Consider the following 25337-nt stretch of genomic DNA (forward strand, 5'->3'; position numbering starts at 1 on the left):
GCCGTGCGGCCTCCGACACCTCCATGCCGCCATACTTGGACTTCAGCTTGTAAAAGGTCGCCGGGCTCAGGCCGTGCCGACGGCACACCTCCGCCGTCGGCATCCCGGCTTCCTGCTCTTTGATCATCCCGATGATTTGCGCCTCGGTGAAACGGCTCTTACGCATTTGTCTGCTCCTACATAGGTTGGGCAGACTCTACTTCATGGTGAGGGATTTTGCGGGGGGCAGGTCAGGATCAGCTTACCCCTGAACAGCGCACCGCCTATGTGGAGGGGCTTGATTGGATCATGCAGATGCGCGCCGCATGGCCTGCGCTGGCCGCCTCCGGTGCCGATGTCACCGATGATGCAAACTGGCCCGCCGTTCCTGCGGGCGCTGCCGAGCTTGCGGGGAACTTCTGATGGATGAAACCGGCCTGGTGGACTGGCTGTCCAATCTGATCGGAGGCGCGGCAACAACGCTGGTGGGCGCTTCTTTGGGGCGCTTGATGTGGCACTCCGGCGAGGTGCGCAAAGGGCAGCGCCGCTTCTTCGGCCCGGAGCTTCTCTGGGAAGTCCCGGTGGCCTTCGGCATGGCCATCATCGGTGAAGCGATTGCCAGCTACCTTGGCGCCAGTTCCACGGTCAGCACCGGCATTGTGGCACTGGCCGCCTACATCGGCCCGCGCGGCGCCGAGGTGCTGCTGGCCAAATGGCTGACCCGCGCCAAACCCTGACCTGTTCCCCCGACCCCTGAATATGAAACCAGCCCTGCCATTCGGCGGGGCTTTTGCATTGGAGGCTTTCCATGCCTGACATTCTCACCTTTGAAACTCTACAGAAGATCACCGGCCTGATCGCGGCGGGCAGCAACCAGGCGCGCAATGCGCAGTCCTTCCTGCTGGCGCTGAACCGCCACGGATACGATCTGGGCCTGAACCAACCGCACCGGCTGGGCTACCTGCTGGGGCAGGTTGTTCTGGAGTGCGGAGCCTTCCGCTATGACCGGGAAATCTGGGGTCCAACCCCGGCGCAGGATCGCTATGACACCCGCACCGACCTTGGCAACACGCCGGAACAAGATGGCGACGGCTACAGGTTCCGGGGCCGCACGGGCATGCAGATCACCGGGCGGGGGAATTACCGCGCCTTCACTGCCTGGGTGCGCCGCCTCGATCCCACCGCCCCGGATTTTGAGAAGGATCCGGATGCCGCCAACCTCGATCCCTGGGAGGGGCTGGGGCCGCTTTGGTACTGGTCAACTCGCAGGCTGAACCTGCTGGCCGATGAGGGCAATGTCCGCCTGATCACGAAACGGATTAACGGCGGCTATAACCATCTGTCTGAGCGTAAGCGCTGGACCCTGCGCGCGCAGCTGGTGCTGCTGGGATACGGCGCCACGGATCTGCGCGCCTTCCAGCGCGCTGCCGGTCTGGCGGTGGACGGTCTACCCGGCCCGAAATCCCATGCGGCGCTGCATGCGGCCCTGCTGGACCTGCCGCCGATCGCGCCGCCGAAACCCAAACCTGAAACCACCGGGATCCGCGCCTTCCTCGCGCGGTTCTTGCCCTGGCTGGCGGGCTGATCCGCCGACCGCTTCCTTCCCACTCCAAAACAGAGGACTAACCCATGAACTGGAATGACATTCTGCAACAGCTTCAGCCTGCGCTGATCAGTGGCCTGAGCTTGCTTCTTACCGTGCTGATTGGCGGCGCGGCGCAGGTGGCCAAACAACGCTTCGGCCTTGAGATCGAGGCCCGCCACCGCGAGGCCCTGCACAGCGCCCTGATGAGCGGTATCCGCGCCGCGATCGAGGACGGACCCGGCGCCGGAAAGGATGTGCTGGTCGAGCAGGCCGTCACCTATGCCCGCGAGTCGGTGCCCGATGCCATCGCGCGGCTTCGGCCCAGCGAGGCGGTGCTGCGCCGCCTGGTGATGGGCAAGCTGAAGGAGATCGGGGCAAAGTAGACCATTCACAAAGGAGGATCGTAAAACCTGGCGTTCCTCCTTAGTGTTAACGAGGTCTACCGCCCATCGAATTGATTTTGCTCGCGTTTCCCGTTTCAGGACACACGGGAGGTGTATGATGAGGCGTTAACTTGATATGGGAAATCTGCTCATGTATCCACGCGGGCAGATTTCGCGGGTATTTGGGAAACTGAAATATCTTCATTGCCCTCTGAGGCTGAGGCTGAGGCTGAGGGAGAGACCGGAGGGGGGCAACAGTAGCCCGTATTGTGGAGGGCTCAATAGCCTTATTTAGGCCTTTGTTAGGGCACATATCGCATCAGTGGGGAGTGAATCGGTCCTTTGAGCGCGAGCTGGTCTAGGAACAGCTGGAACACTCAAACACTCTTTCGACGAGTTTCGCGTGAGGATGCTCAAAGTTCGTTACGCAGCTAGGTAGTTTCGGCAGTCTGTAAGCCGCCGGATGAGTATATTTTGATAAGTTAGGTAATCAAAGATGTCTGATTTTATTGTTTTCGCCACTTTTTACAGCACTTGGGGTGATTTTTCCGGAAACCCTCAAACATACACTGGCGCGCGAGATGCCATAATTGGGGATGAGAACGGGACGGTCGACGTCAACGCGACCACCGAGTTCACCTACACAGGCATTCCCTCCGGTGCGACAGCGTATAATGGTCCATACTCGATGTATTTAATTACAATGAGTAATGGTGGCCAAGCGGTTTGGATGGCTGGCGTTGGCAACTCAGGTGGCATTGTCGTTCCGCTTGATAGCACTGCCTATAATACATTCCTCAACGGGGTAACATATTCAGTTACGTCGGGCTCGCCGATCACTCAGTACGCTTATTCCAGCTTCTACACACCACCAGTAAACAGTTCACCAACTGGTTCCGTTGTAATTTCAGGTACTGCCAGTGAAGACCAAACCCTGACTGCATCCAATACCATTTCTGACGCCGATGGCCTGGGGTCGATCTCCTATCAATGGCAGCGTGGCGGCGTGGATATCTCCGGTGCGACAGGGTCCACCTACACCCTGACACAGGCCGATGTGGGGAGCGTTATCACCGTTGTGGCCAGCTACACCGACGGAGGTGGCACTTCAGAGAGCGTCACCAGTTCCGGAACCTCTGCCGTGACCAACGTCAACGACACGCCCACCGGGAGCGTCACGATCTCCGGCACCGCTCAGGAAGATGAAACCCTGACCGCGAGCAATACGCTTGCGGATGAGGATGGGCTCGGCGCAATCTCCTACCAATGGCAGCGTGACGGCGTGGACATCTCCGGCGCGACAGGGTCTACCTACACCCTGACACAGGCCGATGTGGATTCCGCTATCACCGTTGTGGCCAGCTACACCGATGGTGAGGGCACCGGGGAGAGCGTTACCAGTGCGGGAACCGCTGCCGTGGCCAACGTCAACGATGCTCCCAGCGGCAGCGTCACGATCTCTGGCACCGCGGCCGAGGATGAGACCCTGACCGCGAGCAATACGCTTGCGGATGAGGACGGCCTGGGCGCCATTTCCTACCAATGGCAGCGTGACGGCGTGGACATCTCCGGCGCGACAGGGGCGACTTACACCCTGACACAGGCCGATGTGGGGAGCGTTATCACCGTTGTGGCCAGCTACACCGATGGTGAGGGCACCGGGGAGAGCGTTACCAGTTCCGGAACCTCAGCCGTGACCAACGTCAACGATGCTCCCAGCGGTAGCGTCACGATCTCTGGCACCGCGGCCGAGGATGAGACCCTGACCGCCAGCAATACGCTTTCGGATGAGGACGGCCTGGGCGCAATCTCCTATCAATGGCAGCGTGGGGGCGTGGATATCTCCGGCGCGACAGGGTCTACCTACACCCTGACACAGGCCGATGTGGGGGCCGTTATCACCGTTGTGGCGAGCTACACCGACGGTGAGGGCACCGGGGAGAGCGTTACCAGTTCCGGAACCTCTGCCGTGACCAACGTGAACGATGCTCCCAGCGGCAGCGTCTCGATCTCCGGCACCGCGGCTGAGGATGAGACCCTGACCGCGAGCAATACGCTTGCGGATGGGGATGGCCTGGGCGCCATTTCCTACCAATGGCAGCGTGGCGGCGTGGATATCTCCGGCGCGACAGGGGCGACTTACACCCTGACACAGGACGATGTGGGCGCCGTTATCACCGTTGTCGCGAGCTATACCGATGGTGAGGGCACCGGGGAGAGCGTCTCGAGCGCCGCAACCTCTGCCGTGACCAACGTCAACGATGCTCCCAGCGGCAGCGTCACGATCTCCGGCACCGCGGCCGAGGATGAGACCCTGACCGCGAGCAATACGCTTGCGGATGGGGATGGCCTGGGCGCCATTTCCTACCAATGGCAGCGTGGCGGCGTGGACATCTCCGGGGCGACAGGGGCGACCTATACCCTGACACAGGACGATGTGGGGACCGTTATCACCGTTGTGGCGAGCTACACCGATGGTGAGGGCTCGTCCGAAAGCGTCTCCAGCGCAGCAACCTCTGCCGTGACCAACGTCAACGATGCTCCCAGCGGCAGCGTCACGGTCTCCGGGATCGCGACCATGGATGAGACCCTGACCGCCAGCAATACGCTTGCGGATGAGGATGGCCTGGGCGCCATTTCCTACCAGTGGCAGCGTGGCGGCGTGGACATCTCCGGGGCGACAGGGGCGACCTATACTCTGACACAGGACGATGTGGGAACCGTTATCACTGTTGTCGCGAGCTACACCGATGGTGAGGGAACGTTGGAAACGCGTTCCAGTTTTGCCACCGAGGCGATTCGCTATGGGGACTTTGACATAGGGGGATCAGAAAATGACGATGTAATCCGCGGTCGCTATGGGGATGATCTCCTGAAAGGCGGTGCCGGCGAAGACAGCGTAATAGGTGGCTGGGGACAAGATTCCATCAAGGGGAATGCTGGCTCTGATATTCTGCGCGGTTGGCGTGGCTCTGACCTGCTGAACGGGGGACGTGATGGGGATACCCTATACGGCGGGAAAGGGTCGGATACTCTTGTCGGTGGCCATGGTGACGATGAGCTTTTCGGCCGCCGCGGAGATGATGTACTGCGGGGCGGTGATGGAAGTGATATTCTCAAAGGCGGTCGCGGCCATGACGAGATTTTTGGAAGACGCGATGACGATGTTCTACGTGGTGGGGCTGGCAACGATACAGTTGTAGGAGGCCACGGTCGTGACATGCTTTTCGGTCGGCGCGGAGATGATGATCTGCACGGTGGCCGCGGGAACGATACGCTTATAGGTGGCTCTGGAGATGATCTGCTCTCGGGCGGGCTTCATGCTGATACGTTCATATTCGGTCGGAATGCTGGCAATGACACGATATCGGATTTCGGCCGCGGGTCCGATGTTGTTGAAATTTCCAGCGGCGCGCGCTCATTGAGCCAGATTGAGTTCACTCAGTCAGGGGGAGATGTTTTGATGGCGTTTGCTGACGTAACCGTGCTGGTCGAAAACATCACGGTCAGTGAACTGAGCATGGCGGATCATTTCATATTCACCTGACGAGTAGGCTGGCGATCAACCAGTGAGGCAGGAAAAGTCTCCTATCCTTAGCGAACTAGAGAGCGGGGGCTTTTCATTGAAGTACGTCTATGCCTTTGGGGTGCTTGCGAAGAGAGGTAGCTTCCAGCGTCTCTCTTCGTTCTCGGTACTTATAAGCGAGTAGAAGCTCGTATGGCTCTGTTTTTATACTGTATCGACATGGTTCAACATCCGTTGCCTATCTGCGCATCTCTCGGGGGATGGGGTTTCCCGAATTCACATTTTGTTCTACTTTTGTCTGGGGAAACTTAGCGCATAAAGTGATGATATATTTAAACCTGCGCTAGATTTAGGTTCTGGCGCCGCAAGGCGTGGGGGTTCAAGTCCCTTCACCCGCACCATTTTGATTTCAAGTAAAAAATCCAAGTCGCTTTTGTCAGGATTCCGCTGGGGGAATTGAGGGCTGCCCCTTTTTGTGCGGCAGTAGCGGTGGCTGGTTGACGTCCTGTTGTTTCGTCCAGGTCCCGACTAACGAACCTGACCCACGTATGCCCACGCGGCCGAAACAGTTCCTGAAAACGTTGCAGGTTCCAAGTTTAAGGAGATTCGGGCAGAAAGTTTGGAAACTCTCGCTGAACCCCATGCATGAAAATGTCGATTTCAAGCGCCAGGCCGACCTCGAAATCGTGGAGGTCGGGGCCGCTCCAGTGGTCATCCTCAAGGCGGTCAAGGAAGCTGCAACGGATCTGCTCGTCCTGTGGCTTCAGGGGGAGGGTCCCGGCGGCACGCAGCAGGTCGATACGCTTATGAACCTCGCACATACCATGAAAAGCCTCCATCATCACACGCATCAGGCGCGGCTCGGTTCGCCAAGTCTGCCCCCCGAATACGTCTTGGATCACGCGGTTACCGGCACCCAGACAATCATAGGCAACGCACCCCTTCAGGCCTTCCTGCGTCAGCTTTTCGTGGATGTTGCAGCGATGCCCCGAGAGATTCCTGCAAGGTTCGCCAGGGTTCTTGTCGAAAGCAAAGTCTTCGCCCTTGTCGAAAGCCAGCACAACACAGCAAAGGGCTGCACATTTCGAGCAATCGGTTTGGAGACGGTCTGTGTGCGGCATTGTTGTTATCGACTTCCGATGGTCGCTCAGTTGGAGGTTCCGGGCTGCCATACCTTTTGAAATTCCTCAAGTCTGGATATGTCGGCGTTTCAGTTGTGCGCCGCGACGCGACACTCCGGCGGTGCATCGACCTTTCACCCTAACCGCGGCATATGGCGGTCGTGTGGGGCGGTATTACTCGTTGGGATTATGGCGCCGCAGAGCAGAGAAACGCTGGGCGGCGCCTGAGCCGAGAGCGGGCGGTTCGCCTCGGGGGCTTCTCTAGGTGGAACCGGGCACACATTCAGCGGCGAGCGTCAAAATAAGGCTGATGACCGCCTCACGCGCTTGATCCTGTGATTTCTTTCCGCGCAGCTTGCGGGCGAGCGCAGAGCCGCGGGTGGCGGCGTCCTGCGCAAGGATCAGCAGCGCAATCTCCAGCAACTGGTGCATAGCCAGATCAGCTAGGTCTAGCCCCAACAGCCTTTCGAACTCTGCTGGCGGTCTGCACTCCGCCAGCATGCCCTTCAGGGTAGGTCCATTCTTTGACGTCTCGGCGCGGGCAAGGCAAATGTCGGTCATACCCGCCATTTCGGAGAGAAAGACGTCAACCGGCATGCGGGCGGTCTTTTGGGAGTAGCCAGCTTGCCGCTCAAGAATGAGCTCCTGCTGCGCCGGGACAAAGGAGACCTGCAACCCATCGATTGCTACATCCGATGCAGCCGAGGGGCCGAGGCGATTGCGCAGGTTGAGCGCTTCGGCGAACAGCACAATTTGCAGAAGGTCGGTCTGTGTCAGATCACAGGAAATACGCTGAATGCCGCTGCGACCGATGTGTTTGTAGTTGAGCACAAACCGGGCGCCGCCGCCTTCTCGCGGCTCCATTGAAAAGATCTTTGCTGACATGCCGCGCGTTATAGGGAAGGTTGCCGGACCTTCAAGCGACCTTCGACCGGTTCGGAAATGCGCGGTAACTGAGTTGTTGAGCGGTACCCTTGCGTCTGGATATCGGCCAATGGACCACTTCGGAGCAGGCAATTTGGGTGACGTAGATGCCGGTTTGCCTGCAGGATATGCCCCGATAGTGAGGCAGGCATATGGAGGGGGCCGTGGCGCCACGCCGAAATAGACGCCACGGCCACACCAATCAGGCTGCGAGGCCGACCTTGGTCACGGGCATGGCTTTGAAGCCTTTCAGACCTTCGATATTGGCCAGCAGGCGACGCAGGTTCGGGTAGGCTTCCAGCGAGATGCCACCTTCGGGTGCATGCGCGCTATAGGAATAGATGGCGATGTCGGCGATGGTCGGCTCGGTGCCCACCAGGAATTCACGGCCTTCCATATGCGCCTCGATCTTGCCAAAGACGGTGGCGGCGGTTGCCGCGCAGAATTCTGCGTCAAAGGGTGCGTTGAAGACGTTGATCAGACGGGCTGCTGCCGGGCCAAAGGCGATTTCGCCAGCTGCCAGGCTGAGGAATTTCTGCACCTCGGCTTCCAGCACCGGATCGGTGGGCAGGAAGGACGGTGCGTATTTGCGCGCCAAGTAGACCAGGATGGCGTTGGAGTCAGCGATCACGGTGTCACCGTCTTCGATTACCGGCACCTGACCGGCGGGGTTCAGCGACAGGAACGGCTCTTCCTTGTGGGCGCCTGCAGCGAGGTCAACGGTGATGACCTCATGTGCGATGCCGGCGAGGTTCGCAAGCAGTTCTACCCGGTGGGAGTGGCCGGAGAGCGGGAAGCCGTGAATACGGATTGAATTGGACATTTGGGGTTTCCTTCCTTTGTCTGATGCCTGTGCGGCTTATGGACAAGGCAAAGGTAAACTCGCCATATTGTGAGGATAACCGGTGAAATTGACGAAGTATAATGTACGGATTGACGACAAAAAATATGCAAGGAACTCCATAGAATGGACACGCTGGATTGTATGCGCACCTTTGCTGCCGTGGCGGCGCAACGCTCTTTTACCGCGGGTGCCCGGCAGGTGGGAATCAGCACCAAACTGGCCAGCAAATATGTGGCCCGGCTTGAGGAAAGACTGGACGCGCAATTGCTGCACCGGACCACGCGCAGCGTCACTCTGACCGACACCGGACAGGCCTATCTGGAACGCTGCATCGCCCTGCTTGATCAGTTCGAAGAGCTGGAGGACGTGGTGCAGCAGCGCCAGCAGCAGCTTGTCGGTCCGATCCGCATCACGGCCCCGACCGGGCTTGGTAGCCGCGAATTGGTGCAGGCGCTACAGCCGTTCCAAACCGAGCATCCGGATGTGCGGATCGAACTTGTGCTCTCTGACCAGCATATTTCGATCCTTGAGGAAGGCGTCGATCTTGCGGTGCGGTTCGGCACGCTGAAGGATTCCTCGCTGGTGGCGCGCAAGCTGACCGACATGCCGGTGGTCGTGGCCGCATCCCCCACCTATCTGGCGGCCCATGGCGAGCCAAAGGAACCCCACGCGCTGTCGACACATAATTGCCTGCTGATGACGGCCTCGTCGCAGCCAGAGGTCTGGACCTTCAGCCAGGGGCGTCGTCAGATCGCGGTCACGGTCACTGGGGATTTCAGGGCGAATTCCCCCCGCGCGGTGGTCAATATGGCAGCGCTGGGGCGGGGCATTGGCCGGGTGCCGGAATACGCGGCACGCCCATTTCTGGAGAGCGGCGAGCTGAAGCAGCTTTTTGCGGATCGGGGCACGGTGAATATTCCGCTTTATGCGGTCTACCCGCCCAACAGGCATCTGACCACGCGCATCAGGGCGCTGATCGATCATCTGGCCGGGGCATTTGGCGGGTGAAGCACCTGCCGGGCGCGGCTGCGGGGCTGGTCAGACCGACCCGGCTTTGACCGTCATGACGCGGTCTGCGATAGCGGGCAGATTCCGGAAGGCGTCGAAGGTGCAGGCCGTGACCAGCTGATCCACCGGGGTTTTCCGGTATCCCTGCGTGAAAAGGGCAAAGTCGATGCCCGCTCGCTGCGCCGTCTCTGCATCGACCTCGCTGTCGCCCACATACATCCGCGAGGTCCCGCCCAGGGTTTCAAAGGCGTGGTGCAAGGGGGCCGGGTCGGGTTTTCGGACGGGCAGAGTATCACCGCCTACGACGATGTCGAAATATTGCATCAGATCCAGCGCTTCGAGGATCTGCAGCGCCGGGGCCCGGAATTTGTTGGTACAGACGCCAAGGCGAATGCCAGCCTCCTGCAGGCGCGTAAGGCAGTCGGTCACGCCTGGGTAGGGCTGCGACAGGTCGGCGGGATGCGCTGCGTAATACGCCATCATCCGGGTGATGGCGAGGTTCTCATCGGCTTCGGGGATGCCGCTGTCGCGCATGACCAGCCGGACAAGGTTCGGTATGCCATTGCCGATAAAGCTGGTCACCCGCGCCAGCGTCAGCGGCGGCTTGCCAAACTCTGCCAGCATTTGGGTCACGGCGGCGTGGATGTCGGCGGCACTGTCCACCAGCGTTCCGTCAAGGTCGAAAACGATTGCGCGGCTCATGCGGGATCCTTCCATTTGATCGAACAGCCCATCGACGGCACTTGATCCGCCGGGCCCTGGCCGGTGTCTGCGACCTGTCGCATGGCCTCAAACAATTCGCGCCGGGCGCCTTCCGGCGCCGGATTGCGCCCCGATGCATCGAGGCGGCCCCGGTACTGCAGCGCGCCTGCGGCGTTGAAGCCAAAGAAATCCGGTGTGCAGGCGGCATTCCAGCTGCGAGCGACGCTTTGATCTGCGTCATGCAGATAGGGAAAGGGAAAGGCTCGGTCACGTGCCAGCGCGGCCATGTTTGCGAAACTGTCCTGTGGATAGGTGACGGGATCGTTGGCGCAGATTGCCGCGACACCGATGCCCCGTGCCTGAAGGTCGCGCGCATCGCGCTCGATCCGGTCCAGAACCGCGATCACATAGGGGCAGTGATTGCAGATGAACATCACCAGCGTGCCCTTGGGGCCTGCGATATCCGTAAGGCTGTAGGTCTTGCCATCGGTGGCGGGCAGGCGGAAATCCGGCGCGCGCCAGCCGAAATCGCAAACGGGAGGGGAGACGGCCATATCTTGATCCTTTTGTCAGACGGTTTGCGGCGTGGGCAGAAGGGGTGCGAGCGCCTCAATGCCGCCGATGTGAGTGACATCAGGGACCACGCATTCGGCGCCGGTGAAATCATCGCCGCTTGTGTAGATCGAGGGGGTGACGATACAGGCCAGCCCGGCGGCGTCGGCGCTGCGCAAACCGTTGCTGCTGTCCTCAAACGCCAGGGCGTTGTCCGGGGCGATGTCCAGACGTTTCAAGGCCAGCTCATAGACATCCGGCGCGGGTTTCTTGGCAGCGACCTCGTCGCCGCAGGCAATGACCGGGAAAATACTGTCGGCAGGCGCGCCGAAACAGGCATGGCAAAGGGCATCGACATTGGGGTGGCTGGTGGTGGTGGCAATGGCCGTGGTCAGCCCTGCATCCTTTGCCTCTGTGATCAGCGCGGCAATGCCGGGGCGCAGGTCTAACCCGCCGTCGCCCATCAGGCGCACATAGCGCTCCGTCTTGGCCCTGTGCAATGCGGCAATGTCGATAGCGTCGGGCGCAAGGCTCAGGTTACGCATGTGGTGGGCTATGCGTTCCTTGCCGCCGGTGGTCTGGAGCAGGCGGCGGTAGTCGTCTTGACACCAGTGCCAGTCGAGGCCTTCTTCGGCGAATGTCTCGTTGAAGGCGCGCCGGTGGAGGTCCTCGGTTTCGGCCAAGGTGCCATCCACGTCGAAGATCAACGCCTCAAGCGGCATTGGCCGCTTCGCGGATGGCGCGGATGTTTTCGCCATAAACGCTGGGGTTGTCGACCGAGCCGCCCTTGAAGACCGCCGATCCGGCGACCAGCACATCTGCACCTGCCGCGCGCACCTTGGGGGCGGTGGTGGGATCAACACCGCCGTCGATCTCGATATGCACGGGGCGGTCTCCGATCATCTGGCGCAGGGCGGTGATCTTGCCGGTCATGTCGATGAATTTCTGCCCGCCAAAGCCGGGGTTCACCGTCATCACGCAGATCAGATCGGTGAGGTCCAGAAGATGCGCCACCGCCTCGGCCGGGGTGCCGGGATTGAGCGCAACGCCTGCCTTCATGCCCGATGCGCGAATGGCTTGCAGGGTGCGGTGGATATGCGGTCCAGCCTCGATATGGGCGGTCAGCACATCGGCGCCCGCATCGGCATAGGCCTCGATATAGGGATCGACCGGCGCGATCATCAGGTGCACGTCCATCACGGTTTTCACATGCGGGCGGAAGGCTTTCACCGCCATCGGTCCGAAGGTGAGGTTCGGGACGAAGTGACCATCCATTACATCCACATGCACCCAGTCTGCGCCTTCGGCCTCGATTGCCTGAATCTCCTGGCCGAAGTTGGCGAAATCGGCAGAGAGGATGGAGGGCGCGATCTTCACGCTGCGGTCAAAGGACATCGGGGGCCTCGTCATATCGGGGAGGGGCAGGGGGCGCGAACGCCCCCCGGATTCGCTTTGCGCGGGAGAGATCAGACCGCCAGCGCACCGCTGCTGTAGCGTTTTGCCATCTCATCGAGATCAATCGGCGTGATCTTCGCGGCATTGCCTGCGGTGCCGAAGCGTTCAAAACGGTCAAGGCAGAGTTTTTCCATCTCTTCCATCGCGGGGATGGTGAACTTGCGCGGGTCGAACTCGGTCGGTTTTTCCTGCGCGACCTTACGGAACTGGCCGGTGATGGCCATGCGGTTATCCGTGTCGATATTGACCTTGCGCACGCCCGACTTGATGCCGCGCTCGATCTCTTCGACCGGCACGCCATAGGTCTGGGGCATCTCGCCGCCGTATTCGTTGATCAGGTCTTGCAGGTACTGCGGCACCGAAGACGATCCGTGCATCACCAGGTGGACATTGGGGATCTTGGCGTGGATCGCCTCGATCTGGCTGATCGCCAGGATATCGCCGGTGGGCTTGCGGCTGAACTTATAGGCGCCGTGGCTGGTGCCGCAGGCGATGGCAAGCGCATCCACTTGGGTTTTCGCCACGAAATCCTTGGCCTGATCGGGATCGGTCAGAAGCTGTTCCTGAGAGAGCTTGCCCACCGCGCCCGATCCGTCCTCTTCGCCTGCCTCGCCGGTTTCCAGCGAGCCAAGCACGCCCAGCTCGCCTTCGACCGAGGCGCCAACCCAATGGGCCATGCGCGAGACGCGCTCGGTGATCTCGACGTTGTAGTCATAGGAGGCGGGCGTCTTCATGTCCGCCTCAAGCGAGCCATCCATCATCACGCTGGTAAAGCCGTGGCGGATCGCCGACAGGCAGGTCTGTTCGTTGTTGCCGTGGTCCTGATGCATGCAGATCGGGATATGGGGATACATTTCCACCAGCGCCTGGATCATGTGCCGCAGCATGATGTCGCCCGCATAAGAGCGCGCGCCGCGGCTGGCCTGCAGGATCACCGGGCTGTCGCATTTCGCGGCGGCCTTCAGGATCGCCAGACCCTGCTCCATGTTGTTGATGTTGAAGGCGGGCACGCCATAGCCGTGTTCGGCGGCATGGTCGAGCAGTTGACGAAGAGTGATAAGTGCCATGAAAACCTCTTAGGCCGCTTCTGCCGCGCCTTGCAGCGCCGCAATGCCGGGGAGCGTCTTACCCTCCAGCCATTCCAGAAAAGCCCCCCCGGCGGAGGAGACATATGTGAAATCGCCAGATACACCGGCCATGTTCAGGGCCGCAACCGTATCCCCGCCACCTGCGACAGAAACAGCCAGCCCTTGCCGGGTCAGATCGGCGGCTGTCTGTGCCAGATGCCGGGTCGCAAGGTCAAAGGGAGAGAGTTCAAACGCCCCCAAGGGCCCGTTCCACAGGATCGTCTTACAGGAGGTCAGCACCAACTGGAACCGTTTCAGCGCGCGCGGTCCCGCATCGAGGATCATCGCGTTCTCGGGGCATGCATCTGCCGGGGTGATGTCATGGGCTGCACCGGCGGCAAAATCATAGGCGGCCACCACATCCTCGGGCAGATGCAGGGTGCAGCCTGCCTTTTGGGCCAGCGCGTGGATTTCCCGCACCGTGTCGATCTGGTCGGCCTCGTGCAGCGAGCGGCCCATGGGCGCGCCATCGGCGAAAAGAAACGTGTTCGCCATGCCGCCGCCGATGATGATGTGATCGACCTTCTGGACCAGGTTCTTCAGCACCGCGATTTTGCTGGAGATCTTGGCACCGCCCACCACCGCCACAGCCGGGCGCTTGGGGCATTCCAGCGCCGCCGACAGGGCCTCGATCTCTTCGATCATCAGCGGGCCTGCCACGGCGGGCAGCAGATGCGCCAAGGCTTCGGTCGAAGCATGGGCACGATGTGCACAGGAGAAGGCATCGTTCATGTAGATATCGCCAAGCTTGGCCAGTTGCGCGGCAAAGGCGAGATCATTGGCGGTTTCCCCGGCATGCAGGCGCAGGTTCTCGCAGAGCATGACCGTGCCATCCGTCAGACCCCGGCTGCGGGCGACTGGCTCTTCTCCGATTAGGTGCGGGCTGAAGCGGACCGGGCGGCCCAGCGCCTGTGCCAGTGCTGGGATCAGGGGTTCGACGGAATGCGGCCCGGCCTCGGCGCCCGGCTCGGGGCGGCCAAAGTGGGTCAGGATTACCAGCCGTGCCCCAGCGGCGAGAAGCGGTTTCATGCCCCCGGCAAAGCGGCGAATGCGGGTGTCATCGCTGACGGCTCCCTCCTCATTCATCGGCACGTTGAGGTCGGCGCGCACCAGAATGCGGCGGCCCTTGACCGAGGTAAGATCGATCTGCGGCAGGTCCATCACTGAAGTCTCCCCATGGCATTGGCCGTATCCGCCATGCGGCAGGAAAAGCCCCATTCGTTGTCATACCAGGCCATCACCCGCACCAGACGCGCGCCCAGAACCTTGGTCTGGTCGGCAGCAAAATTGCAGGAATGGCTGTCGTGGTTGTAATCGATCGAGACCTTGGGCTCGGTCTCGTAGCTGATGATCTGCTGCATGTTTCCTGCCGCGGCCTCGGCCATGATGGCGTTCACCTCGTCCTCGGTCACATCGCGACCCGCCATGAAAGTGAGATCGACGGCTGATACATTCGGGGTGGGCACCCGAATGGCGGATCCATCCAGACGGCCCGAGAGTTCCGGCAGAACCTCCCCAATGGCCTTGGCCGCACCTGTGGAGGTGGGGATCATCGACATCGAGGCCGCACGGGCGCGATAGAGATCCTTGTGGCGCCGATCCAGGGTGGGTTGATCGCCTGTGTAGGAATGCACCGTGGTGACGATGCCGCTGTCGATGCCGATGGCGTCATTCAGCACCTTGGCCAGCGGTGCAAGGCAGTTGGTGGTGCAAGAGCCGTTGGAAACCACCAACTCATCGCTGCGCAGATCGCGGTGATTGACGCCATAGACCACGGTGCGGTCGGCGTTTTTGGCGGGGGCCGAGATCAGCACCTTGCGCGCGCCCTGTTTCAGGTGGACCGAGGATTGTTCCTTGGAATTGAAGACACCGGAACATTCCAGCACCACATCGACACCATCCCAGTCGAGTTCCTCGGGATTGTAGGTGGAGAAGACCTTGATCGGGCCACGGCCCAGATCCAGCGTGTCGTCATTGACCGCAACCGGATGCGGAAATCGCCCGTGTACGCTGTCATAGCGCAGAAGATGCGCGTTGGTTTCAATCGGGCCGGTGGCGTTGATCTTCACCACCTCGATATCGTTGCGACCGCTTTCGATGATATGGGCCAGGGTGCAGCGTCCGATGCGGCCAAAGCCGTTGATGGCGACTTTCGTGGTCATGCCTTCGTCCTTTTCTCGATCTGTCGGCGGGCCGAGGCGGCGATGGCTTCGGCCGTGATGTTGAAGTGGCGGTAAAGCTCCTCGGCGGGGGCGGAGGCGCCAAAGCCACTCATCCCGACAAAGCCGTCGCCACGTTCCAGGAACAGCTCCCAGCCCTGTCGAATGGCGGCCTCGACGCCGACCCGGGGCGCGCTGCCACGCACGGCGGCGCGGTAGTCCGGCGATTGGGCCGCGAAAGCCTCGAAACAGGGGGCAGAGACCACGGCGGCCTTGATCCCGTCTGCTTCCAACAGATCGGCGGCCTCCATGGCAATCTCTACTTCCGATCCGGTGGCAATCAGGGTCACGTCCCGCGCGCCGCCGCCGCGCAGCACATAGGCGCCGCGCGCCGTCAGGTTCTCGGCGCTGTGGTTGCGGCGCAGGGTGGGCAGGCCTTGGCGCGACAGGCATAGGACCGTGGGGGTGGTGTCCGAAGTCGCCGCCATTTCCCAGGCTTCGGCGGTTTCCACCGCATCGGCGGGGCGGATCACGTTCATGTTCGGCATCGCGCGCAGCGAGGCGATGGTTTCCACCGGCTGATGCGTGGGGCCATCTTCGCCAAGGCCGATGGAATCATGGGTCATCACGTATGTGACGGGCACCCCCATCAGGGCCGAGAGCCGCATGGCGGGGCGGCAGTAATCGGCAAAGGCGAGGAAAGTACCGCCATAGGTTCTGAACCCGCCGTGCAGGGCGATGCCATTCATCGCGGCGGCCATGGTGTGTTCGCGGATGCCGTAATGGATGTAATCGCCGCTGAAATCTTGTGCCGTCACCGGGCGCATGGCGCTGCTGCGGGTGTTGTTCGATCCCGTCAGATCCGCCGAGCCGCCCACGCTGTTGGGCAGGGTGGCATTGACCACCTCCAGTGCCATTTCGGAGGCCTTGCGGGTCGCGACCTTTGGCGCATCGGCGCTGAGGCGGGCCTTATAGGCGGTGATCGCGGCGTGTAGCGCCTCTGCGTTCGGCGGGGCCATGGCCGCGTCGAACTCCGCTGCCTTTGGTGAGTGCTCCTTGCGTGCCTGCCAGTCTTTCCGGGTCTTGGCGCCGCGTTTTGCCACGTCTTCCCAGGCGTTGCGCACACCATCGGGGATAACAAACGGCGCATGGGGCCAGTCGAGTGCGGCGCGGGTGGCGGCGATTTCCTCGGCACCCAGGGGGGCGCCATGCACCTTGTGGCTGCCCCCCATGTTGGGGGCGCCCTTGCCGATCACCGTGCGGCAGGCAATCATCGAGGGGCGATCATCGGCGCGTGCGGCGGCGATGGCGGCGGCGATTGCCTCGGGCGCGTGACCATCCACCGCCTGAACATGCCAGCCAGCGGCCTCGAACCGCTGTTTCTGGTTCATCGAGGTCGATAAATCCGTGGGCCCGTCGATGGTGATCCGGTTGTCGTCCCAGAAGACGATCAGCCGCGACAGGCCAAGGTGCCCGGCCAGATCGATGGCCTCGTGGCTGATCCCCTCCATCAGGCAGCCGTCCCCGGCCAGCACATAGGTGTAGTGATCGACCAGATCGTCGCCAAATCGCGCCTGCATCATGCGTTCTGCCAAGGCCATACCGACGGCGGTCGAGATCCCCTGGCCCAGGGGGCCGGTCGTGGTCTCGATCCCTGCGGCATGGCCGTATTCGGGATGCCCCGCCGTGCGCGCCCCCATCTGGCGGAAGTTGCGCAGTTGGTCGGCGTTCATATCCGTATAGCCGAGCAGGTGGTGGATCGCATAGACCAGCATGGAGCCATGTCCCGCGCTCATCACGAAACGGTCGCGGTCGGGCCAGTTGGGGCAGGACGGGTCGATCCTGATGAAGCGGTTGAACAGCACCGTTGCCACATCCGCCAGACCCATCGGCGCACCGGGGTGACCGGAGTTCGCAGCCTGCACCGCATCCATGGTCAGCGCGCGGATGGCATTGGCCATCAGGGTTTCATCGGCTTTCACCGGGGTTTGAACATTCATGAGAAGTCTCCTCAGGCACGTTTGGCTTCGCGGACCAGGCGGATCACCATCGGCGTAAAGATCAGCTGCATCGCCAGATCCATTTTGCCGCCGGGGATCACCAGGCTGTTGGCGCGGGTCATCCAGCTGCCCTCGATCATCGACATCAGATAGGGGAAATCGATACCGCGCGGGTTCTTGAAGCGGATCACCACCAGGCTTTCGTCCGGAGTGGGGATCCAGCGCGCCACAAAGGGGTTGGAGGTATCCACCACGGGCACGCGCTGGAAATTGATATCGGTCTCGGAAAACTGCGGGCAGATGCAATGCACATAGGCCTGCATCCGGCGCAGGATGGTCTCGGTCACGGCCTCGGTGGAATAGCCGCGCGATTCCCGGTCGCGGTGGATCTTCTGGATCCATTCGAGGTTGATCACCGGGACCACGCCGATCTTGAGATCAGCCAGCGCAGCGAGGTTCACATTGTCGTTCACCACCGATCCGTGCAGCCCTTCGTAGAACAGAAGATCGGAATCATCGGGGAAGGGCGCCCAGGCCGTGAATTCCCCCGGGGGGACGCCGGTCCGCTTGGCTTCCTCGGCGTCGTGCACATAGGTGCGGGTGCGCCCTTTGCCAGTCTGGCTGTAGTCGCGAAAGACCCGCTCCAGCTCTCCGAGCTCATTGGCGTCATAGGAGAAATGCGAGAACGTGTGATCGCCGTCGGCCTGTCTGCGTTCCAGCTCGGCCCGCATATCGGCGCGGTTGTAGCGATGAAAGGCGTCGCCTTCGATCGAAACGGAGGTAATGCCTTCGCGGCGGAAGATCTGGTCGAAGGTCTTTTTCACGGTCGAGGTGCCCGCGCCGGAAGACCCCGTGACACTGATGATCGGGTGTTTGGTGCTCATGTCGATGTCCTGAAGGTATGGGGATCAGGCGCGGAACAGTCCGCGCAAGCCAAAGAGAGCGGAAGTCTCCTCGTCCGGCAGATCGTGATAGGTGGCGACCCGTGCCACCTTGTTGGACGAGCCGAAGACAAAGGGGGTGCGCATATGCAGTGTATTGGGGACCGCATCCAGGATCGGGTCCTGCCCGTCGGTGGCCCGGCCGCCCGCCTGTTCGATCAAAAAGGCGATGGGCGCGCATTCGTAGACATAGCGCAGCCGCCCCCGGCCATAGCCCTGCCGACCATCAGCGGGGTACAGAAAGATACCGCCACGGGTCAGGATACGGTGGGTCTCGGCCACCAGGGAGGCGATCCAGCGCATGTTGGAATCGGCGCCGGTCGGCCCTTCGGTCCCTGCAACGCGATCATCGATGTAGGCGCGGATCGGTTTGCTCCAGTGCCGGTAGTTCGAGGTATTGATGGCGTATTCGTTAGAATCCGGCGCGATCTCGGCGACTTGGCCCAGAAGACGGAAAGTGCCGCTCTGCGGATCCAGCACGTATTTCAGCACCCCGTCGCCCAGGGTAACGATCAGCGCGCACTGCGGCCCGAAGATCGCATAGCCTGAGGCCAGAAGAGCCCGGCCGGGCCGCAGAAACGATGCCTCGGGCGTCTCTGCCGCCGGATAGATGCCAAAGATGGTTCCGATGGACACATTGGTGTCGATGTTTGAGGAGCCATCCAGCGGATCGATGGCCACGGCAAACCGGCCCTTGGGGTTCATGGTGACGACAGTGTCCTGCTCTTCCGAGGCATAGTGACGGACATCGCCTTCGCGCAGGGCGGCCATGAAGGCCTCATCGGCGATCACATCCAGCGCTTTTTGCGCATCGCCATCGGTGTTGGTGCCCGCCGCTCCGGCAAGGTTTTCGTCGATGCCGCCGCGCGCAATGCGCTGGGCAAGCTCGGCAGCGACACCGGCCAGCCGGTCCAGTTCTGCAACAAGCGCAGGCTCGGCCCCCTGGGGCACCTGATCAAGAGTTTTCATGTGGTTGTCCTCCCTGACGCGACAAAGCTTGCAAAAAATGAATTTTTAAGGAATTTAAAAAATAGAAAGAACGATTAGGAGTTTTCGAATTTGCGGTTCGACGCCATCACTCTCAAACAATTGCGCGCGCTTCTGGCGGTGGCGGACACAGGCTCCCTGACCATGGCGGCGGATCTTTTGCATCAAACGCCACCGACAATTCACAGCCAAATCAAGAACCTGGAAGGCGCAGTTGGAGAGGCATTGCTACAGAAGGCCAGCGATGGCTCCGGGTTTCAGCCCACCCTTGCCGGGCAGGAGATGCTGGCCGCCGCGCAGCGGATCGAAGCGAATTTGTCGCATGCAGAGCGGCAGATCACTGCTCTGACCCAGGGGCGGCGCGGCCATGTGGTGCTGGGAACGGTATCTACGGCGAAGTATTTCGTGCCGCGTCTGGTGCGGCTGTTGCAGGACCGAATCCCGGATGTGGAAATCTCGCTGCGGGTGGCCAACCGGTCTGAGGTGATGCAGGCGCTGAACCGGGGAGATTACGACCTGGCGATCATGGGGCGGCCACCGCGCGGGGTGATCCACCGGGCGATCCCGCTGGGGCCGCACCCGCATGGCATCGTGCTGCCGCCGGATCATCCGCTGGCGCAGGAAGACGGATATGACCCGCATCGGCTGCTGCAGGAAACCTTCCTTAGCCGCGAGGAAGGGTCAGGCACCCGGATCCTGATGGAGCGGTTCATTGAACGGCTGGCGGAGGGGCATAGTCCCAACAAGGTGGTGATGCCCTCGAACGAGACGATCAAACAGGCGGTTCTGGCGGGGCTGGGGATTGCGTTCCTGTCGCTGCACACCGTGCATGACGAGGTCACATCGGGGCGACTGGCGCTCTTGCGTGGGCGGGATCTGCCGGTGATGCGGCATTGGTATCTGATCACCGGCGCCGCAGAGGCAGATCATGTGTCTCCGGCGACGGAAATGTGCGCGCAGGAAATCGACGCTTTGTCAGGCGTTTACCTGCCAAAGTTCGACTTGTAGCGTTCGGTGCCGTGATCTCAGCGGGTCAGTGCTGCATAAAGCTGCGGCAACCGTTCGGGCAGGCGCTCGACCCGGTCCAGAATCATCGCGCCACGCGGGCCAAAGATGCGCTGCACATAGGCATCGGCGCCGGGATCCAGCGTCAGGCAGAAGGGGGTGATGCCGCTTTGGCTGGCTTCCTCCACCGCGCGGCGGGTGTCGGCGCGCAGGTATTGCGGGTCACGCACGTCGATATCGGCGGGTGCGCCATCGGTCAGCACCAGCATCAGTTTGCGCGTGGCCTTCACCCGCTTCATCTGCGCCGTGGCATGGCGGATCGCCGTGCCCATGCGGGTCGAGAGCCGCCCCTTTGCCCCCATCAGGCGGGCGGTGGCCAGATCCTCCCACGGCTGGTCGAAATCCTTGAACCGTTCATAGTAGACCTGCGCGCGCCCGTCCGAGCAAAAGCCATGGATGGCAAAGGCATCACCGACCCGGTTGATCGCCTCTGACAACAGCACACAGGCCGATTTGGTCAGATCCATCACGGTGGAGCCATCGCCCACGGGGTCATTCGTCGACTCCGACAGATCCAGCAGCACCATGACGGCGGTGTCGCGCGTCTTGTGCACCTGGCGCATCATCACACGCGGGTCGGGCTGGCGGCCCATGCGGATGTCTATGGCGGCGGTGATGGCGGCGCCGATGTCTATGACGTCGCCATCCTCCAGCTTGCGAATGCGCTGCATGCCCTGCGGGCGCATGGCGTCCAGCCGGTGCTTCAGCCGCTCCATCACCGGGCGATGTTCAGCGAGGATCGCCTCCGCCCCGGTCGGGTCGCCCAGACGCGGGCGCCGTTCCAGCACCGTGGCCCAGGCGGGGCGCATCATCTGGATCGTGTGGTCGAACTCATCATACATCACCGGCGGCGCCAGCGGCTCCCGGCCTTCCTTCTCATTGAAGCTTTGACCGTCGTCATCAAAGAACTCCGCCGATTGCACCCAGATCTCCTGCGCGTCCTCGCCTGCGGTTTCGACCTCCACCTCGTTCACCATTTCGCTGACCGAGACGTATTTACGCACCTGTGGCGGCGGGGCGAATTCCGTGTCGAACTCCAGCTCCTCGAACTCCCACAAAAGCCGGTTGTCACAGCGATAGGGGCAGGAGGGATGATCGGTATAAGCAGAATAGGGCTGGCCACGCAGGCGTTCGGCAAGGCGCAGGCCCAGATCGCGGGCGGCCTGCGTATCCGTCAGGTCAAGACCGGCGAATTCGCCCTGAACCCAGGACGCCAAATCGCTTTCGGCGGGCTGATCCGGCAGCAAGAGCGCGCGGGCGATGCGGTCGAATTCTCCGGCGATGCCGGGGGCGGTGTCCTGATGAAACGGCGCCCAAAGATCGCGCAGCCGGGGCAGGCGGGCGATGGCAAGGGCCTCGGCGCGGGCGTCCTCAATGAGACCGATCATGGCCGTCTGTAAGGCGTTCAGTCCTTCGCCCTGAATGGGTTTGCGCAGACAGGCGAGATGCGCTGCCAGATGGGCGGCTTGCGCGCGGTAAAGATCCAGCGCGGCCTCATCCTGCCAGTCATCCAGCGCATCAGGCAGGTGCAGGCTGTACCCCTCATAGTAGGGGCGCAGGCCCGTGCGATCCTCGAAATCGCCCGCCGTTGGCGTCAGCATGAAATCCCGCCCCCAAAGGGCGCGCAGGTACATCATCAACCGCCGCTGCACATCGACCAGCAGGGTGCCCTTGCGCTCACGTTGAATGACGGCGCGGCTTTCCTCGGTCTGAAGCGAGAAATAGGCGAGCAGTTCCTTGAAGTTGGTGCGATGCGCCTCCACGCCCCAATCGGCCCAGCGGCGCAAGCCCCCTAGGGTCAGAACCTCCAGAAGATCGCCAAGGTGATCTAGCATGGGGCGCACGGCACGCGGCGCGCGGGCCAGAAGATGCTCCAGAAAGCGAAGGTAAGCCATGAAAAGCGTGGCATCGCCGAGCCGCATCGCGGCCTGCGGAGATGTCTCCAGCAGCCGGGCAATCACCGCGCCCGAGGTGCGCGAGGCAAACCCCAGAAGCAGCGGCAAGAGATCGCCAAGTACATCCTCACCCAGATCGCGGGCTAGGGCGGGCGCAGCTTCGATCCAGGCGATCACCGGATCCGCGCCCCGGCCCAGTTGCATCAGCGCATCACAGCCGCGCAGCCATGTATCGAGCGCCCGCGGCGACAGTTTGCGCCGCGCATCGGGCAGGGCGGTTAGCAGGACTTCGGCAACCTCACCCGGCAGGCTGTTCAGCAGCTCTGCGCGGTCTTCCGGCAGGGTCTCAGAACCAGGTTGCGACAGCGGCATCGAGAGCATCGCGCATATCCGGATCATCGGTGATGGAGTTGACCAACGCCATGGAGCAGGCGGCGCGCGGCGCGATCCCGCCCTTGATCAGGCGACCGGCGTGGATCAGCATCCGGGTGGACACCCCTTCGTCCAGCCCGTGCCCCTTGAGATTGCGGGAGCGTGCGCCGATCTCGACCAGCTTGCCTGCGGTTTCGGGATCAATACCGGCTTCATGGGCCAGGATCTCGGCCTCGGTCTCCCCTTCGGGCCAGGTAAAGTCCATCGCCGCAAAGCGTTGTTTTGTCGACTGTTTCAGATCCTTCATCAGGGACTGGTAGCCGGGGTTGTAACTGATCACGATCAGGAAGTCGGGGTGCGCCTGCAGAAGCTCCCCTTTCTTTTCCAGGGGCAGAACACGGCGGTCATCGGTCAGCGGGTGAATGGCGACGGTGGTGTCCTGGCGCGCCTCCACCACCTCATCGAGGTAACAGATCGCGCCGTGGCGGGCGGCAAATGTCAGCGGACCATCCTGCCAGCGGGTGCCGTCGGCATCCAAGAGATAGCGCCCGACCAGATCCGAGGCGGTCATATCCTCGTTGCAGGCCACGGTGACCAGCGGGCGGCCCAGCCTCCAGGCCATATGTTCCACGAACCGCGTTTTGCCGCAGCCGGTCGGCCCTTTCAGCATCACCGGGATACGGGCATCCCAGGCGGCGGTGAACAGCTCCACCTCGTCGCCGGTCTGCCGCCAGAAGGGCGCATCGGTGACGCGAAATTCGTCAAGCATGTCTTTCATGGCGGGCTCCTCCTGCTGGGCTTGGGATGTGCTACCCGGCACGAGGGAGCGCCGGGCAGCAAAGGGGCATCAGATCATCTCACCGCGGTAGACGACCATGTTGGCGCCCTGGCTTTGGGTGAAATTGTCATATCCCAGAAGGCGTACGTGGTGCTTGGGGTTGGCGGCGTGGCATTCGTCCAACTCGGCCAGGATCGCGTCCACGTCGGTTTCACCGAACATCGGCAGCTTCCACATGTACCAGTAATAGCCTGTGGCGTTGCTGGGTTCGGTGTGTTCGATCGCCGGGTTCCAGCCGTTGGAAACGATCCATTCCACCTGTTTGCGGATCTGATCCTTGGTCATTTCCGGCAGGTAAGAGAAGGTCTCCATCTTGCGCGAGGCGGGGTCCGACAGGCGGGAGGGGTAGTCCTGAATGGTGCTCATTGGTCTTGGTCCTTTTGATATGTGTTCGAGGGGGCGCGATCAGCGGTGCTGCACGTCCAGCTTGTCGACGGTGTCGAACTCGAACTTGATTTCCTTCCAGGTCTCCATCGCGGATTTCAGCTCGGGCGAATGTTTCGCCGCCGCCATCAGGATGTCCTTGCCTTCCTTCTCCAGCTCGCGGCCCTCGTTGCGGGCCTGAACGCAGGCCTCCAGCGCCACGCGGTTGGCCGCAGCACCCGCCGCATTGCCCCAGGGGTGGCCCAGGGTGCCGCCGCCGAATTGCAGAACGCTATCATTGCCGAAGATCGAGACCAGCGCGGGCATGTGCCAGACATGGATCCCGCCCGAGGCCACCGGGAAGACGCCCGGCATGCTGCCCCAGTCCTGATCGAAGAAGACGCCCATCTCGCGGTCTTCCTTGACGAATTTGTCGCGCATCAGGTTGATCCAGCCCAAGGTCGCGTTGCGGTCGCCTTCCAGCTTGCCGACGACGGTGCCCGAGTGCAGGTGATCCCCGCCCAGAAGGCGCAGAAGCTTGGTCAGAACGCGGAAGTTGATGCCGTGGTTAGGGTTGCGGTCGATCACCGCATGCATGGCGCGGTGGACGTGCAACAGCATGCCATTGTCGCGGCACCACTTCGACAGCGAGTTATGCGCGGCCCAGCCGACGGTCAGATAGTCGGACATGATGATGGGCGTGCCGATCTCCTTGGCAAATTCGGCGCGCTGGAACATCTCTTCCACCGTGGGGGCGGTGACATTCATGTAGTGGCCCTTGCGCTCACCGGTTTCTGCCTGCGCCTTGTCGATGGCCTCCTGACAGAACAGGAAGCGGTCGCGCCAGCGCATGAAGGGCTGGGAGTTGACGTTCTCGTCATCCTTGGAGAAGTCCAGACCGCCGCGTAGAACCTCGTAGACGGCGCGGCCATAGTTCTTGGCCGACAGACCCAGTTTCGGCTTGATGGTGCAGCCCAGAAGGGGGCGACCGTATTTGTCCATCTTGTCGCGCTCGACCTGGATGCCGTGCGGCGGGCCAAAGCAGGTCTTCACGAACCAGATCGGGAAGCGCACGTCCTCAAGGCGCAAGGAGCGCACGGCCTTGAAGCCAAAGACGTTGCCGACGATGGAGGTAAAGACGTTGACGACCGAACCTTCCTCGAACAGATCGGCTGGATAGGCGATGAAGGCGTAAAAGGCCTCGTCCTGTCCGGGCACGTCCTCGATCCGGTAGGCGCGGCCTTTGTAATGGTCAAGATCGGTCAGCAGGTCGGTCCAGACCGTGGTCCAGGTGCCGGTCGAGCTTTCGGCGGCGACGGCTGCGGCTGCCTCTTCGCGCGGCACGCCATCCTGCGGGATCACCTTGAAGACGGCCAGGACATCGGTGTCCTTGGGCGTGTATGCGGGTTCCCAATAGGTGGACCGGTAGTCCTTGACGCCGGCATCGTATTTCTTGGCTGGGGCTTGCATGTTCATGGGCTTGTTTCCTCCTCCTGGCCGCCGACGGGGGC

25 protein-coding genes are annotated in these 25337 nt (G+C 61.9%); 8 read left to right on the top strand and 17 right to left on the bottom strand.

Annotation, left to right across the window (positions count from 1 at the left end):
- Window positions 1-166 (bottom strand): transposase (locus SM764_RS14435; protein ID WP_369002184.1); only part of this gene is annotated, 166 nt, incomplete at its 3' end.
- A 50-nt stretch (window positions 167-216) separates the two neighbouring features.
- Here SM764_RS14435 and SM764_RS14440 point away from each other — a divergent pair.
- The 6 genes from SM764_RS14440 to SM764_RS14465 all read left to right on the top strand — a co-directional run bounded on the left by SM764_RS14440 (window position 217) and on the right by SM764_RS14465 (window position 6654).
- Window positions 217-402 (top strand): hypothetical protein, encoded by a 186-nt coding sequence (locus SM764_RS14440; RefSeq protein ID WP_369002092.1) that lies wholly within the window; start codon window positions 217-219, stop codon window positions 400-402.
- A complete protein-coding gene (locus SM764_RS14445) occupies window positions 402-716 on the top strand; it encodes a phage holin family protein (RefSeq protein ID WP_369002093.1) in 315 nt (104 codons plus the stop codon). The genes SM764_RS14440 and SM764_RS14445 overlap by 1 nt, the downstream gene beginning before the upstream one ends.
- 71 nt (window positions 717-787) lie before the next feature.
- Window positions 788-1564 (top strand): glycoside hydrolase family 19 protein, encoded by a 777-nt coding sequence (locus SM764_RS14450; protein WP_369002094.1) that lies wholly within the window; start codon window positions 788-790, stop codon window positions 1562-1564.
- 44 nt (window positions 1565-1608) lie between these two features.
- A complete protein-coding gene (locus SM764_RS14455; protein ID WP_369002095.1) occupies window positions 1609-1947 on the top strand; it encodes a hypothetical protein in 339 nt (112 codons plus the stop codon).
- 1006 nt (window positions 1948-2953) lie between these two features.
- Complete coding sequence (locus SM764_RS14460) at window positions 2954-5494, top strand: hypothetical protein (RefSeq protein WP_369002096.1); 2541 nt, start codon at window positions 2954-2956, stop codon at window positions 5492-5494.
- A 527-nt stretch (window positions 5495-6021) separates the two neighbouring features.
- Window positions 6022-6654, top strand: coding sequence for a hypothetical protein (locus tag SM764_RS14465; protein ID WP_369002097.1), 633 nt, complete (start codon window positions 6022-6024; stop codon window positions 6652-6654).
- Window positions 6655-6855: 201 nt separating this feature from the next.
- On the opposite strand, the gene SM764_RS14470 is transcribed toward SM764_RS14465, so the two are convergent.
- Complete coding sequence (locus SM764_RS14470) at window positions 6856-7458, bottom strand: hypothetical protein (protein WP_369002098.1); 603 nt, start codon at window positions 7456-7458, stop codon at window positions 6856-6858.
- Between the two features lie 262 nt (window positions 7459-7720).
- Entirely contained in the window at window positions 7721-8341 is a 621-nt protein-coding gene (locus SM764_RS14475) for a glutathione S-transferase family protein (RefSeq protein ID WP_065270444.1), read from the bottom strand.
- A gap of 144 nt (window positions 8342-8485) precedes the next feature.
- Here SM764_RS14475 and SM764_RS14480 point away from each other — a divergent pair, with 144 nt between their 5' ends.
- Window positions 8486-9370, top strand: a complete 885-nt coding sequence (locus SM764_RS14480; protein ID WP_368948134.1) for a LysR family transcriptional regulator — start codon at window positions 8486-8488, stop codon at window positions 9368-9370.
- 30 nt (window positions 9371-9400) lie between these two features.
- Here the strand turns inward: SM764_RS14480 and gph are convergent, their stop codons facing one another.
- The 10 genes from gph to SM764_RS14530 all read right to left on the bottom strand — a co-directional run bounded on the left by gph (window position 9401) and on the right by SM764_RS14530 (window position 19275).
- A complete protein-coding gene (gene gph, locus SM764_RS14485; protein WP_368948135.1) occupies window positions 9401-10072 on the bottom strand; it encodes a phosphoglycolate phosphatase in 672 nt (223 codons plus the stop codon).
- On the bottom strand, window positions 10069-10626 hold the full coding sequence (locus SM764_RS14490; RefSeq protein WP_369002099.1) for a thioredoxin family protein: 558 nt from the start codon (window positions 10624-10626) through the stop codon (window positions 10069-10071). The genes gph and SM764_RS14490 overlap by 4 nt, the downstream gene beginning before the upstream one ends.
- A gap of 15 nt (window positions 10627-10641) precedes the next feature.
- Entirely contained in the window at window positions 10642-11346 is a 705-nt protein-coding gene (locus SM764_RS14495; RefSeq protein ID WP_369002100.1) for an HAD family hydrolase, read from the bottom strand.
- Window positions 11336-12019 carry a ribulose-phosphate 3-epimerase gene (gene rpe / locus SM764_RS14500; protein ID WP_369002101.1) on the bottom strand — a complete coding sequence of 228 codons (684 nt, stop codon included), beginning with the start codon at window positions 12017-12019 and terminating at the stop codon, window positions 11336-11338. Before rpe ends, SM764_RS14495 begins: the two co-directional genes overlap by 11 nt.
- A gap of 71 nt (window positions 12020-12090) precedes the next feature.
- Window positions 12091-13146 carry a class II fructose-bisphosphate aldolase gene (gene fba / locus SM764_RS14505; protein ID WP_274829167.1) on the bottom strand — a complete coding sequence of 352 codons (1056 nt, stop codon included), beginning with the start codon at window positions 13144-13146 and terminating at the stop codon, window positions 12091-12093.
- Between the two features lie 9 nt (window positions 13147-13155).
- Window positions 13156-14367, bottom strand: coding sequence for a phosphoglycerate kinase (locus tag SM764_RS14510; protein WP_369002102.1), 1212 nt, complete (start codon window positions 14365-14367; stop codon window positions 13156-13158).
- On the bottom strand, window positions 14367-15368 hold the full coding sequence (gene gap, locus SM764_RS14515) for a type I glyceraldehyde-3-phosphate dehydrogenase (RefSeq protein ID WP_065270436.1): 1002 nt from the start codon (window positions 15366-15368) through the stop codon (window positions 14367-14369). Before gap ends, SM764_RS14510 begins: the two co-directional genes overlap by 1 nt.
- Window positions 15365-17365, bottom strand: a complete 2001-nt coding sequence (gene tkt / locus SM764_RS14520) for a transketolase (protein ID WP_369002103.1) — start codon at window positions 17363-17365, stop codon at window positions 15365-15367. Before tkt ends, gap begins: the two co-directional genes overlap by 4 nt.
- Before the next feature lie 11 nt (window positions 17366-17376).
- Window positions 17377-18249: a phosphoribulokinase gene (locus SM764_RS14525; RefSeq protein WP_368948142.1), complete on the bottom strand. Its 873-nt coding sequence runs from the start codon at window positions 18247-18249 to the stop codon at window positions 17377-17379.
- 24 nt (window positions 18250-18273) lie between these two features.
- Complete coding sequence (locus SM764_RS14530; RefSeq protein WP_369002104.1) at window positions 18274-19275, bottom strand: class 1 fructose-bisphosphatase; 1002 nt, start codon at window positions 19273-19275, stop codon at window positions 18274-18276.
- A gap of 90 nt (window positions 19276-19365) precedes the next feature.
- Between SM764_RS14530 and SM764_RS14535 the strand changes: the two genes are divergently transcribed.
- Window positions 19366-20301, top strand: coding sequence for a LysR family transcriptional regulator (locus tag SM764_RS14535; protein ID WP_369002105.1), 936 nt, complete (start codon window positions 19366-19368; stop codon window positions 20299-20301).
- 17 nt (window positions 20302-20318) lie between these two features.
- Here the strand turns inward: SM764_RS14535 and SM764_RS14540 are convergent, their stop codons facing one another.
- The 4 genes from SM764_RS14540 to SM764_RS14555 form a co-directional block, all read right to left on the bottom strand.
- Window positions 20319-22634: a nitric oxide reductase activation protein NorD gene (locus SM764_RS14540; RefSeq protein WP_369002106.1), complete on the bottom strand. Its 2316-nt coding sequence runs from the start codon at window positions 22632-22634 to the stop codon at window positions 20319-20321.
- Window positions 22600-23403 (bottom strand): CbbQ/NirQ/NorQ/GpvN family protein, encoded by an 804-nt coding sequence (locus SM764_RS14545; protein WP_369002107.1) that lies wholly within the window; start codon window positions 23401-23403, stop codon window positions 22600-22602. Before SM764_RS14545 ends, SM764_RS14540 begins: the two co-directional genes overlap by 35 nt.
- Window positions 23404-23472: 69 nt before the next feature.
- Window positions 23473-23829: a ribulose bisphosphate carboxylase small subunit gene (locus tag SM764_RS14550; RefSeq protein WP_369002108.1), complete on the bottom strand. Its 357-nt coding sequence runs from the start codon at window positions 23827-23829 to the stop codon at window positions 23473-23475.
- Window positions 23830-23868: 39 nt separating this feature from the next.
- A complete protein-coding gene (locus tag SM764_RS14555; RefSeq protein ID WP_274829180.1) occupies window positions 23869-25302 on the bottom strand; it encodes a form I ribulose bisphosphate carboxylase large subunit in 1434 nt (477 codons plus the stop codon).
- Window positions 25303-25337: the final 35 nt, after the last annotated feature.

The organism is Pseudophaeobacter sp. 1A16562, from assembly GCF_041008785.1.
In the GTDB taxonomy this organism is placed as follows: domain Bacteria; phylum Pseudomonadota; class Alphaproteobacteria; order Rhodobacterales; family Rhodobacteraceae; genus Phycobacter; species Phycobacter gallaeciensis_A.